General features: G+C 73.4%; 12 protein-coding genes. 9 read left to right on the forward strand and 3 right to left on the reverse strand.

The features are described 5' to 3' along the window. Positions 1-103: 103 nt before the first annotated feature. The 3 genes from AB0H32_RS22225 to AB0H32_RS22235 all read left to right on the forward strand — a co-directional run bounded on the left by AB0H32_RS22225 (position 104) and on the right by AB0H32_RS22235 (position 2,642). Complete coding sequence (locus AB0H32_RS22225; RefSeq protein ID WP_361123251.1) at positions 104-730, forward strand: DUF3043 domain-containing protein; 627 nt, start codon at positions 104-106, stop codon at positions 728-730. Positions 731-813: 83 nt separating this feature from the next. Next, a complete protein-coding gene (locus tag AB0H32_RS22230) occupies positions 814-1,515 on the forward strand; it encodes a methyltransferase domain-containing protein (RefSeq protein WP_361123254.1) in 702 nt (233 codons plus the stop codon). Positions 1,516-1,571: 56 nt separating this feature from the next. Continuing rightward, positions 1,572-2,642, forward strand: a complete 1,071-nt coding sequence (locus AB0H32_RS22235) for a trypsin-like peptidase domain-containing protein (RefSeq protein ID WP_361123257.1) — start codon at positions 1,572-1,574, stop codon at positions 2,640-2,642. Positions 2,643-2,674: 32 nt separating this feature from the next. Here the strand turns inward: AB0H32_RS22235 and AB0H32_RS22240 are convergent, their stop codons facing one another. Next, positions 2,675-2,887 (reverse strand): hypothetical protein, encoded by a 213-nt coding sequence (locus tag AB0H32_RS22240; RefSeq protein WP_361123260.1) that lies wholly within the window; start codon positions 2,885-2,887, stop codon positions 2,675-2,677. Between the two features lie 193 nt (positions 2,888-3,080). On the opposite strand from AB0H32_RS22240, the gene AB0H32_RS22245 reads away from it, so the two are divergent. Beyond that, a complete protein-coding gene (locus AB0H32_RS22245) occupies positions 3,081-4,283 on the forward strand; it encodes a bifunctional adenosylcobinamide kinase/adenosylcobinamide-phosphate guanylyltransferase (protein ID WP_361123263.1) in 1,203 nt (400 codons plus the stop codon). Between the two features lie 164 nt (positions 4,284-4,447). Here the strand turns inward: AB0H32_RS22245 and AB0H32_RS22250 are convergent, their stop codons facing one another. Next, entirely contained in the window at positions 4,448-5,440 is a 993-nt protein-coding gene (locus AB0H32_RS22250; protein WP_361123266.1) for a class I SAM-dependent methyltransferase, read from the reverse strand. A gap of 132 nt (positions 5,441-5,572) precedes the next feature. Here AB0H32_RS22250 and cobT point away from each other — a divergent pair, with 132 nt between their 5' ends. From cobT to AB0H32_RS22265, 3 genes are all read left to right on the forward strand, one after another. Continuing rightward, the gene (gene cobT, locus AB0H32_RS22255; RefSeq protein WP_361123270.1) at positions 5,573-6,658 is read left to right on the forward strand and encodes a nicotinate-nucleotide--dimethylbenzimidazole phosphoribosyltransferase; all 1,086 of its coding nucleotides are present in this window, start codon (positions 5,573-5,575) and stop codon (positions 6,656-6,658) included. A 134-nt stretch (positions 6,659-6,792) separates the two neighbouring features. Further along, positions 6,793-8,589, forward strand: a complete 1,797-nt coding sequence (locus AB0H32_RS22260) for a phosphatidylglycerol lysyltransferase domain-containing protein (RefSeq protein WP_361123273.1) — start codon at positions 6,793-6,795, stop codon at positions 8,587-8,589. Positions 8,590-8,599: 10 nt separating this feature from the next. After that, positions 8,600-9,328 (forward strand): hypothetical protein, encoded by a 729-nt coding sequence (locus tag AB0H32_RS22265; protein WP_361123276.1) that lies wholly within the window; start codon positions 8,600-8,602, stop codon positions 9,326-9,328. On the opposite strand, the gene AB0H32_RS22270 is transcribed toward AB0H32_RS22265, so the two are convergent. Continuing rightward, entirely contained in the window at positions 9,268-10,032 is a 765-nt protein-coding gene (locus AB0H32_RS22270; protein WP_361123279.1) for a hypothetical protein, read from the reverse strand. The genes AB0H32_RS22265 and AB0H32_RS22270 overlap by 61 nt on opposite strands. Before the next feature lie 78 nt (positions 10,033-10,110). Here AB0H32_RS22270 and AB0H32_RS22275 point away from each other — a divergent pair, with 78 nt between their 5' ends. Together AB0H32_RS22275 and AB0H32_RS22280 are read left to right on the forward strand one after the other, a co-directional pair. After that, a complete protein-coding gene (locus AB0H32_RS22275) occupies positions 10,111-10,896 on the forward strand; it encodes an adenosylcobinamide-GDP ribazoletransferase (RefSeq protein ID WP_361123282.1) in 786 nt (261 codons plus the stop codon). A gap of 45 nt (positions 10,897-10,941) precedes the next feature. Next, a complete protein-coding gene (locus AB0H32_RS22280; protein ID WP_361123285.1) occupies positions 10,942-11,550 on the forward strand; it encodes an RDD family protein in 609 nt (202 codons plus the stop codon). Positions 11,551-12,127 lie beyond the last annotated feature (577 nt).

Below are 12,127 nucleotides of genomic sequence, written 5' to 3' on the forward strand. Positions count from 1 at the left end.
TCCCGGCTCCTCGGTGGCCGCCGGATGAAGCGTCTGCAACGTCCCCTCTGTCCCCCTACAGACGTCCGGTGTTGCCGGATCGTTCCCCATTGGACTGGGGTCCATGCCCGTGAAGCCCTTACGCTTGGGTTTTGTGTTCCGTAGCCGTGCCAAGGACGAGAAGGCCCCCGCCGACAAGGCGGCGGTGACCGACTCCAAGCAGCCCCGAGACCCGCAGGCCCCCAAGGGCAGGCCCACGCCCAAGCGCAGTGAGGCCCAGTCCCAGCGCCGCAGTGTCGCCAACACGCCGACGACGCGCAAGGACGCCGCCAAGCGTCAGCGCGAGGAGCGCCGCCAGGCGCTGGACCGGCAGCGCCAGGCGCTGGCCGGCGGCGACGAGCGCTATCTGCCCGCCCGGGACAAGGGCCCGGTCCGCAAGTTCGCCCGCGACTGGGTCGACTCGCGGTTCAACGTCGCGGAGTTCTTCCTGCCGCTGGCCGTGGTCATCCTGGTGCTGAGCGTGGTGCGGGTGCCCTCGATCCAGGCGATTGCGCTGTGGCTGTGGCTCGTCGTGATCGTGCTGATCGTGCTCGACGCGGCCGTCAGCGGATTCCGGCTCAAGAAGCGGCTGGCGGAGCGTTTCCCCGACCAGAACCGCCGGGGTGCTGTCGCCTACGCCCTGATGCGCTCTCTCCAGATGCGCCGGCTCCGGCTGCCGAAGCCGCAGGTCAAGCGCGGAGAGCGGCCCTGAGCGCAGACGCCTTCACCGGGGGTGCGGCCGAGTCCTGGCTGAACGGGCTCGGCGGGCTGCGTGATGTCGTACGGCAGGAGCTGGTGGCCCGGCAGCTCGACGAGCAGATAGCCGGACGGTTCCCGGTCGGGCAGCGGCTGCGGGTGCTCGACGTGGGGATGGGCCAGGGCACGCAGGCGCTGCGGCTGGCCCGGCTCGGTCACCAGGTGACCGGCGTCGAGCAGGACGCCACGATGGTCGCGGCCGCGCGCGAGGCCCTGGCCGGTGAGCCGGAGGGCATCCGCGAGCGGGTCCGGCTGGTGCAGGGCGACGGGCGGGACACCGGCGTGCACTTCCTGCCGGGCAGCTTCGACGTGGTGCTCTGCCACGGCGTACTGATGTACGTCGAGGAGCCCGATCCGCTGGTCGCGGGTCTGGCCCGGATGCTCGCGCCGGGCGGCCTGCTGTCGCTGCTGGTGCGCAACGGCGACGCGCTCGCCATGCGGCCGGGCCTGTCCGGGGACTGGACGGGCGCGCTGGCCGCGTTCGGCACCACCGCCTACCGCAACCGCCTCGGCCTGGACGTACGGGCCGACCGGCTGTCGGCGCTCAGCGCCACGCTCGCCGGCATCGCGGCCCCGCTGCACGCCTGGTACGGGGTGCGGGTCTTCACCGACACGGCGGCGGACGACGCGGAGATCCCCGCGGACCTGGAGGCACTGCTGGCGGCCGAGGAACGGGCCGGGCGGACCGATCCGTACCGGGGGGTCGCGGCGCTGCTGCACCTGTGCGGGGTGCGGGGCTGAGCCCGTTCGGACGTACACGACGGGCCCGGTGATTCACCCCGGCGAAGACTCGGGGCATGGACGCTTCCCGTACCCGTGCCCCGTGGAGGGTCGCCTCCGTCACCGCTCTCGTGTGTGCCGCGCTCCTGACCTTCGGCTGCAGGGCCCCGGTGGCGCCCGCCGAACAGGACGGTTCGACCGCCGGGACGGCGCTCCCCCTTTCCGTGAGCGACCTGCAGGGCCAGTACCTGAAGGTCATCAAGGAGGTCCTGCCGTCCGTCGTGCAGATCGAGGCGAGCCATGACCTGGGCTCGGGGGTCGTGTACGACGGCCGGGGGCACATCGTCACCAACGCGCACGTGGTCGGCTCCGAGAAGACCTTCACGGTGACCACGGCCAACAGCGAGGAGCCGCTCACCGCCGGCCTGGTCTACTCGTACCCGGACCAGGACCTCGCGGTGCTCAGGCTCGACAAGGTGCCGGACGGGCTGAAGCCTGCGGCGTTCGGGAACTCCGAGAAGGTGCAGGTCGGCCAGATCGTGCTGGCCATGGGCTCGCCGCTCGGGCTGTCCTCCAGCGTCACCCAGGGCATCGTGTCGGCGACCGGACGGACCGTCAGCGAGGGCAGCAGCGGCGGCGGGACGGGCGCCACCATCGCGAACATGGTGCAGACGTCGGCCGCGATCAACCCCGGCAACAGCGGGGGCGCCCTGGTCGACCTGAACGGGCAGGTCATCGGTATCCCGACGCTCGCCGCCGCCGACCCCGATCCGGGCGGCAGCGCGGCCCCGGGCATCGGGTTCGCCATCCCGGCGTCGATGGTGAAGACGGTCGCCGGCCAGATCATCAGGAGCGGCAAGGTCGTCGACTCGGGGCGGGCCGCGCTCGGCATCACCGCGCGGACGGTCGTGGACGACAGCTACCGGCCGACCGGGGCCGCGGTGGTCACCGTGAAGAGCGGCAGCGCGGCCGACCGGGCGGGCCTGCGGCCGGGCGATGTGGTCACCAGGCTGGGCGGCACCCCGGTCACCACGACCACGGATGTGTCCGAGGCGCTGGCGGTGGCGAAACCGGGGCAGCGAACGACGGTGGCCTACCAGCGCAACGGCGCCGCGCGAACGGCGGAGGTGACGCTGGGCGAGCAGTGAGGAGGGAGGCCCCTCCCCACCCCTCCCCCCGGTTACGACGCGTCGGCGTGCAGGTTCATCGGGCCGTAGATCTCGGTGTTCTCCTCGAACAGTCGCACCTGGTCGGCGCCGCCCTCCAGCAGTTCCTTCCAGTGCTCGCCGATCCAGGACTCGGCGTCCCCCTGCGTCGTGAACTCCTCCGGCTGCACCGCGGGCTGGACCTCCGTCCCGTCGGCCTTCTCGAACCGCCACGTCCATGCCGTCATATGGGTCTCCTTTGATCCAACGCCTGCGGAAAGCGTATTCGCTCCGCCGGGTCGGCCGTTAGATGCTGTGGATCATCCGCCGGCGGGGGGGCTTGTCGCGCCCGCGCGGCGGAGCCGCATGTCGACACGGCCCCGCGCCCCTTGGGAAGCTGCGGATGAGCGGCGCCTGCGAGGACAGGGGAAAATCGATCTCGTGGAAGTGACTCTGCTCGGAACCGGTGCCCCCGAGGGGCTGCCCCGCCTCGACTGTCCCTGCGCGGTGTGCGCGACCGCCCTGGGGCCGGACGCGCGGGCGGCCACCGCGTTGCTGGTGGACGGGGCGCTGCTGCTCGACCTGACGCCCGGGGCGGCGTTCGCGGCCGCACGGTCGGGGCATTCGCTGGGCGGGGTACGGCAGGTGCTGCTGTCGCATCCGCACGACGGGCCCGCGATGGAGGTGCCGGCCGGACTGCCGCAGCCCGTACGGGTGCCGGACGGGCGGGAGTTGGCGCTGCTGACGGGGCACAGGGTGCGGGCCCTGGCGATGGACGCGGGCGGCACCGGATACGCGGTGACCGGGCCGGACGGGCAGCGGCTGCTGTATCTGCCGCCGGGCGGGGCACCGGCCGGCCTGGAGGAGGCGACGGCGGAGACGTACCAGATGGTGCTGGCCGATGTCGTGGGCCGCCCGGACGCACTGGCCCGTCTGCGGGCGGTCGGTTCGCTCACGCCGACGACGGACGTGATCGCCGTCCATCTCGACCACGACGTGCCGCAGGGCGCGGAGGTGCGGCGGCAGCTCGCGGCGGCCGGGGCACGGGCCGTGCCGGACGGTACGACGCTGGCGGTCGGGGCCTACGAGGAGGTGCCGGACGTGCCGCGGCGGACGCTGGTGCTGGGCGGGGCGCGCTCGGGAAAGTCGGTCGAGGCCGAGCGGCGGCTGGAGGCCTTCCCCGAGGTGCTGTACGTGGCCACCGGCGGGACGCGCGGCGGGGACACCGAGTGGGCGGCGCGGGTGGCCTTGCACCGGGAACGGCGGCCGGGGTCGTGGCGTACCACGGAGACGACCGATCTGGTGCCGCTGCTGGCCGTGGACGGGCCGCCGGTGCTGATCGACTGTCTGTCGCTGTGGCTGACGGATGTGATGGACGCGGTCGGGGCGTGGGACGACGCGGAGTGGGCGGACGGCGGTGAGAAGGCGCTGCGCGAGCGGGTGCGGGAGCTGGCGGCGGCGGTGCGGGCCACGCGGCGGACCGTGGTGGCCGTGTCCAACGAGGTGGGCTCGGGGATCGTGCCGGCGACGGCGTCCGGGCGGCGGTACCGGGATGAACTCGGGCGGCTGAATGCGGCGTTCGCGAGCGAGTGCGAGCAGGTGCTGCTGGTGGTGGCCGGACAGGCTGTGGTCCTGCGGGGTTGAGCGGCGCGGTCCGCTGCGGCCGGGCGGTGGGGTGGGGGCGCTCACCCGCGGCCAGGAGCGCCCCGAAGGGGTGCGGGGAACTAGCGCGATCAGCCCCCACGCACCCGCAGTCGCACGGCGGCGCCCACCGGCTTCGCACACCCGACGGCGCCCACGGGCCGCGGTTACCCGACGGCGCCCACCCCCTTGCGGGCCACGATCCGGTACGCGTTGGAGAGGCGGGTGTGGTGGGAGAGGGGGGCGATGAGGTGGTCCAGGGTCGAGGCCAGCGCCAGCGCAGGCACTGCCAAGGCCCTGAAGAGTGCGGGTACGTGGGCCAGGGCCAGGGAGAGGGCCGCTGACAGGTCGTAGGGCACGTGGGGGGCCTTGCGGTCCGTGACGAGGATCGTGCAGCCCTGCGCCTCCAGCTCCGCACGCAGGTTGGCCAGGGGCATCAAGTGGAGGTGGCGGGGCTGGCCGTAGGGCAGCCACCACTTGCCGAGCAGGGTGGCGAACGCGCAGCGCGGGTCGGGGACTTCGACGACGAGGTGGCCGCCGGGGCGCAGCGCCGTGAGGGCGGCGCGGAGTTCGGAGCGCGGGTCGGGGGCGTGCTCCAGGTGGTGGAACATGCTGACCACGTCGTAGCGGGCGCGCAGGCGGGCCGCCGTCCCGGGGGTGGTCAGGTAGCCCCGGTGGGCCTCCTCGACGCGGCCGTCCAGCAACGCCTGTTCCACGCGGGCCGTCGGGTCCAGGCCGTCGAAGCTGGTGTAGGGGAAGAACTCCTTCGCCGCCTCGGGGAAGCGGGCGTGCCCCGTGCCCACGTCCAGCCAGCTCTCCGGTTCGGAGAGCGCCGAGAGCGCGTGGGCCGCGGCGCGGTGGCGGCGGCGCACCGCGCGGGCGGAGAGGATGCGGGCGGCGAACTCCTCCAGGTGTCTCTCGTAGAAGTCCCGGTGGTAGAAGGCGAGGCCCTCCGCCGTGAGCCGGGGGTTCTGGAAGGCGTGGCGGCAGTCGCGGCACTCGTCGACGACGAAGGTGCCCGGCCGGTGCCGCAGTGGGTCGGTGGCGCGCATCCGGGTGCGCAGGCGCGGGGACCCGCACCAGGGGCAGTCCTCGCGGCGCGGCTCCTGGAAGGGGTCGTTCGGGCCGGTGACCCGTGGGGCGAGGGGCGAGGGCTGCATGGCGGCTCCCTGTGCGACATTCCACTGCAAACCGGAACGTATGGGATACCGATCTTGGGTGCAACGATGTGGTGGCGGTGTGGTGGCGGTGTGGCGCGGAAGGGTTCGTTCGCTGCCGGTACTGTTCGGCGAATGAGCAGCCTTAATCTGGACGACTTCTCCGATCTGATCGAGCGCCCGGACGGTGGCGTGCGCCGTGACGCCGAGGCCCGGCGGGAGCGCCAGATCGTGCCACCCGGCTCGCTCGGGCGCCTGGACGAGCTGGGCGAGTGGCTGGCCGCCGCGCAGAGCGCCGTACCGGTGCGGCCGGTCGAGCGGCCCCGGGTGGTCCTGTTCGCCGGTGACCACGGGATCGCCGAACTGGGCGTCTCGGCGCGGCCCGCGGGCAGTGCCGGGCAGCTGGTGCGGGAGGTGCTGGAGGGCGGCAGCCCGGTGTCGGTGCTCGCGCGCCGCCTCGACGTGCCCGTACGGGTCGTGGACATGGCCCTGGACTGCCCGGCGGACGCCTTCCCGCAGGACGTCGTACGCCATCGGGTGCGGCGCGGCAGCGGCCGTGTCGACACCGAGGACGCGCTCACCCCGGACGAGGCCGAGGCCGCCTTCCTGGCGGGCGTCGCCGTCGCCGACGAGGAGGCCGACTCGGGGACGGACCTGGTGGTGCTCGGCGATGTGAGCGTGGGCGGGACCACGGCGGCGGCGGTGCTGATCGCCGCGCTGTGCGGGACCGACGCGTCCGTGGTGACCGGGCGGGGCGGGCTGCCCATCGACGACCTGGCGTGGATGCGCAAGTGCGCGGCGATCCGGGACGCGCTGCGACGGGCACGGCCGGTACTCGGGGACCAGTTGCAGCTGCTCGCGGCCGTGGGCGGCGCCGATCTGGCCGCGATGACGGGTTTCCTGCTGCAGGCGGCGGTGCGGAAGCTGCCGGTGATTCTGGACGGCGTGGTCGCCGCCGCGTGTGCGCTGGTCGCCCAGCGGGTGGCCTTCCGGGCGCCGGACTGGTGGCTGGCCGGGCACGACAGCGGGGAGCCGGGGCAGGCGAAGGCGCTGGACCGGATGGCGCTGGAGCCGCTGCTGACGCAGGGTGTGAAGGTCGGCGAAGGCGTGGGGGCGCTGCTGGCACTGCCGCTGGTGCAGGCCGCCGCCGCCCTGGCCGCCGAGCTGCCCGAGAAGGAGTCGGAGGAGCCGAAGGAGACGGAGCCGGAGGAGAAGGAGTAGTCCCTCGCGCCCGGGCGGAGGGGCGGCTGGGTCCGCGGAATCGCACCGGAACATGTGCGGCCTTGGCGAGGGTGCCGGGCTGCCATGGCAGGAAAAGTGTGGTTCGTCGGGGCAGCCCCATATGATCCTCCCCCATGGGAGATGCCCGAATTGCCGCGGAACAGCAGGACGAGCCGGAACAGTCCGGTGAGCAGGGGCGGCGGTCCACCGGGGCTTCCCGGCGGGCCGCCGCCTTCGCCGTCTGGTATCTGCGGGCTGTCGCCTTCGTCAACTTCCTCAGCGCGGTGTGGGTGTCGCTGGGCCAGGACGTGCGCCGGCACAACCAGGAGAACTACTTCACTCCGTATCTGCTGACGGCAGGCTTCGCCTCGGGCCTGTTCACCGCGTTCCTCGCGATCACCATGCGGCGGCGCAAGCGGGCCGCGTGGATCCTGAACCTGGTGCTCAGCGGGTCCTTCCTGGTGCTGTTCGCCTTCGCGATGGCATTCCCCGAGATCAGACAGTACGCGCAGAACTGGATCTCCCTGGTGCTGACGGCGGCGTTCGTCGCGGCCCTGCTGGCCGGGCGGCGGGAGTTCTACGCCAAGGGCGACCGGTCCAATCCACGGCTCGCCGCGACGGTCGCCGTCGGCGGCGGCCTGCTCGCCTCGCTGCTGGCCGGGGTGCTGGTGACGATCACCAACCAGGCGCCGGACGCGGCCCGTTCGACGTTCCTGGAGCGCTGGCACTACGGCACCCTCAGGCTGGTGTCGGTGGCCGCGGACGAGAACCACTTCCCCGGGATCGAGCCGCCCAACTGGGCCAACGTGGCCGTCAACGTGCTCAGCACGGCCCTCGTCCTCGCCGTCTTCTACGCCGCCTTCCGCTCCCGGCGCGCCGTCGACCCGCTCACCGAGGACGACGAGAAGCGGCTGCGGGTCCTGCTGGAGCGGCACGGCGAGCGGGACTCGCTCGGCTATTTCGCGCTGCGCCGGGAGAAGAGCGTGGTGTGGTCGCCGACCGGCAAGGCGGCCGTCGCCTACCGTGTCGTCGGCGGCGTGAGCCTGGCCTCCGCGGATCCGCTGGGCGACCCGGAGGCGTGGCCCGGCGCCATCGTGCCGTGGCTGGCCGAGGCGCGGGTGCACGGGTGGATCCCGGCGGTGATGGGGGCGGGCGAGGAGGCGGGGACGGTCTACGCCCGCCACGGCCTGGACGCGCTGGAACTCGGCGACGAGGCGATCGTGGAGGTGGCCGAGTTCACCCTGGAGGGACGGGCGATGCGGACCGTCCGGCAGGCGTACAACCGGGTGAAACGGGCCGGGTACGAGGTGCGCATCCGGCGGCACGAGGACATTCCGGCAGGCGAGATGGCGTACCTGATCGAGCGTGCGGACGACTGGCGGGACGGGGCGACCGAGCGCGGGTTCAGCATGGCGCTCGGCCGGCTCGGGGACCCCGAGGACGGGCGGTGCGTGATGCTGGAGTGCACGGACGCCGACGGGAGACTGCGCGCGCTGCTCTCCTTCGTGCCCTGGGGGCCGCACGGGCTGTCCCTGGACCTCATGCGGCGGGACCGGGACTCCGAGAACGGGCTGATGGAGTTCATGGTCATCGAGCTGCTGCGCCGGGCGCAGGAGATCAAGATCACGCAGGTCTCACTCAACTTCGCCGTGTTCCGGTCTGTCTTCGAACGTGGCGCGCGCCTCGGTGCCGGACCGGTGCTGAGGCTGTGGCGGTCGCTGCTCAGCTTCTTCTCCCGCTGGTGGCAGATCGAGTCGCTGTACCGCGCCAACGCCAAGTACCGGCCCATCTGGGAGCCGCGGTTCCTGCTCTTCGAGAAGAGCGCGGACCTGCCGCGCATCGGCCTCGCCGCGGCCCGCGCGGAGGGCTTCCTGGAGGCGCCGGGACTGCCGAAGTGGCTGCACCGCAGGCACCTGGACACACACCGGTGAGGAACGCTTGATGAGGACGCTCGCCCGCTGGGCCCGTGCCGAGTGGGGGCTGTTGTACGTCACCGTGCGCGAGCCCCTGCTCAAGCGGCACCTGGGGGCGGCACCGATGACGGTCTCGGCGGTGTGCCTGACCGCCCTCCTCCAGTACGTGCAGAACCGGCCGTGGGGCTATCAGTTCGTGCAGAACGTGGGTGCCGTACGGGCCGAGGACCCGCTGGGGCTGGCCCTCCTGCGCACCCCCCTGTCGCTGTTCGTCCCCGCACTCGACCTGCCGGTGTGGGGTGCGCTCGCACAGATCCTGCTGGTGTTCGGGATCGCCGAGATCTGCCTGGGCTGGTGGCGCACGCTGACCATCGCCTACGTCGCCACGCTCGCCGGGACGCTGTACGCGCGGCTGGGCATCGCGCTCGGCCCGCACGCCCCGTTCGGTCTTCCCTGGACGGACGCGCACGTCGTGGACACCGGTCCGTCGGCGGCCGTGGTGGGGCTCGCCGTGTTCGTCGCCTGGCGGTACGGCGCCTATGTGACGGCGGGTGCGGTGACCGCTTCGATGGTGGCCGAGGTGCTGCTCAAGGAGAACCTGGCGGGCAAGGAGCACCTGGCCGCGCTGATGGCCGTGGGCACGCTGTGCCTGCTGGTGGTGGTGCGGCACCGGCACGGCTACCGGCTGTGGCGGCGTCACCGGTGGCCGGGCAGCCGGAGCGGGCGCGGGTCGGGCTTACCGCCGATCCAGTCCTGAAGGGCCCGCCGGGGCCCTGCCCAGCGTCGGTCGTGGTGGTAGGCGCGCAGGACGGCTCGCGCGCGGGCGCGGGGGCGGTTGCCGTAGAAGCGGCGTGCCCACAAGGAGCCGGGGCGGGCCAGACGGACCGCACCGACGAGCGCGATCAGGGGCACCACCACGCCGTAGATCGCGATGCGGGCCTTGCCCTTGCTCAGGGCGACCAGGGAGAAGAGGAAGTTCACGCCGATGTTGGCGATGACGGTGCCCCGGTCCTGGAGTTCCTCCGCGGACAGGTCGTTGACCCCGAACGGCGAGAACCCGGCCAGCAGCAGACCGACCAGGGCGGCGGTGAGCACGACGGCCTCGACGCTCTTGCGGCCCTCCTCGGTCCAGTAGACGTCGTCCAGGTGCAGGATCAGCGCGAACTCGTCCAGGACCAGCCCCGCCCCGATGCCGAAGACGACCGCGGCGACGGCCCCGCCGGCCCCGTGCCGGTCGCTGGCGACGGCCCCGAAGCCGCCGACGATCGTCAGAACCACCCCGGGGACCACGTGGTGGATGTGCAGCCCGCCCGCGCTGACGTTGCCGAAGGGCCCCCTGCCGGCCCGGATCAGCCGGGTGATGACCCGGGTGACGAGGAAGGTGACGACGAAAGCGGTCAGGGCCAGCAGCAGCGGGAGCTTGCCCGGCTCCACGATGTTCCGCTCCCACCAGTGCCCCATGTGCGCACATTACCCGTAGACATCCCTTTGTCTTCGGCGTCGCCGAGCCCATTCACGACGGCCCGGTACCCTGCGCCGGTGTTCACAACCTCCGCTCTCGACGGCCTCCGCTTCGCCTTCGGCACGCTCACCGTGCTGCCCGTCCGGGTGCACCGCTGGGACCGGCAGGCCGCGCGCGGGGGCATGCTCGGCGCTCCGGTGGCCGGGCTGGTCGTCGGCTGCGGTGCGGCCGGGCTCGGTCTGCTGCTCCTCCTCCTGGGCGCCGGTGCACCGCTCGCCGCCGTCGCCTCGGTCGCCGTACCGGCGGCGCTGACCCGTGGTCTGCATCTCGACGGGCTCGCCGACACGGCGGACGGGCTGGGCAGCGGCAAGCCCGCCGAGGACGCGCTGCGGATCATGAAGCAGTCGGACATCGGGCCGTTCGGGGTGATCACCCTCGTCGTCGCGTTGCTGGCCCAGGTCGCCGTGCTGGCGCAGCTGTACGGCGAGTCCTGGCAGCGGGGCGCCGCGGCGGCGGTGATCTCGGCGGTCACGGCCCGGCTGGCGCTCACCCTGGCCGCGCGCAGCGGGGTGCCGGCCGCCCGGCCGGAGGGGCTCGGGGCGGCGGTCGCCGGGGTGGTGCCGGTGCCGGGCGCGCTGGCCGTCGCGGCCGTGTGCACGCTCGGCGCGGCCGCCTGGGGGGCGGCTTTCGGCCCGCTCGGCGGGCTCCGTGCGGCGGCCGCGGTGCTGTTGTCCCTCGCCGCGGCCGAACTCCTGCTGCGCCGCTGCACGCGCCGGTTCGGCGGGATCACCGGTGATGTGTTCGGCGCCCTCGCGGAGACGTCGGCGACGACCGCGCTCGTGGTGCTGTCCCTGGGTCGTTAGGCTTCGCCGGTACACGGACAAGGAAAGTGTGATCGGGGGACATCCGTGCTGAAGCTGCGCCGTGCCGTGGCCTGGTTCATCGACTTCGCTCTGGTGGTGACGGCGGCCTCGCTGCTCGCCGTGCTCACCTTCCACCGGATCACCGCGCTCGTCACCGACGTGCCGGAACTGGCCACCCGGGGCGGCTTCGACCTGCTGACCTCGCGCGGTGACGTCGTCGGCGCCTCCGAATCGCTCGGTCTGTCGCTGTGGAACAAGGCGGTGCTCGACGTGGAGGAGGCCTTCGGCGCGCTCGTCGTCGCCACGTTCCTCTACCAGTGGGCCTGTCTCGCGCTGCTCGGCCGCACCCTCGGCAAGGGCCTGCTCGGGCTGCGGGTCACCCCGCGCCGGTCCCGGCAGTGCGTGCGCCGGGCCGTCGTCACCACCGCCGCCGACGTCGCCGTGTACGCCCTGGCCTGTGTGCTGCTGATCGAGGGCCACTTCGTGCTGTCGGTGGTGGTGTGGGGCGCCGCGGTGGTGCTGTTCCTGGTCAACGCGCTGCCGGTGCTCTCCCCCGGCGGCCGCTCCCTCGCCGACCTGCTGGCCGGCACCTCGGTCGAGGGGATCCTTCAGCGGGTGGAGCCCACACCGTGGGGCAGCGTGCCCCAGGGGTGAGCGCCCGTGCCGGGCACCGCGCAGTCCACGGTGCTCGCTTGCGGCCGCGGCCACGTCCGCGCCGGACGGTACGCCGTACACCAGGCGGCACAGCCGCACCCCGACCGGGTGGTGCCGGGGCTGCGGGGGCGTGCGCCGGTACGTCGCCCAGGGGCCCTCGTACGGCCTGGTGCCGTAGCCGGTGTCGGCGTGGCCGAGCACCCGTACGCCCGCCGACCGCGGCCGGGCCACGGTCTCGGCGAAGGCAACGTCCGGGCAGTCCCCCGGGCCGCCGGCCGGATTGAGGACGACGCCGTACAGGCGGGGCGCGGCCGCGAGGATCGCCGCCCACTCGGCGGGGCGGACGGCCGGATGCTCGTAGTTGGGCACCAGCAGCGTGCTCAGCGATGCACGCTCACCCGCCCCAACAGGCCGTACACGAGGGCCACTTGGGCAAAGGGCCCCGGCCGCGTACACGGCGAGCGCCACGGCGTGCGGGCCGCCCGCGTGGGTGAGCAGGGCCAGGGTCTGGGCGAGTGCGGCCGCGCAGCAGACCGCCGCAGCGCCGAGGACGGCGCCGAAGGACTGGAGCAGATCG

Origin of the sequence: Streptomyces sp. NPDC020362 (assembly GCF_040642095.1) — a bacterium.
Classification (GTDB): Bacteria; Actinomycetota; Actinomycetes; order Streptomycetales; family Streptomycetaceae; genus Streptomyces.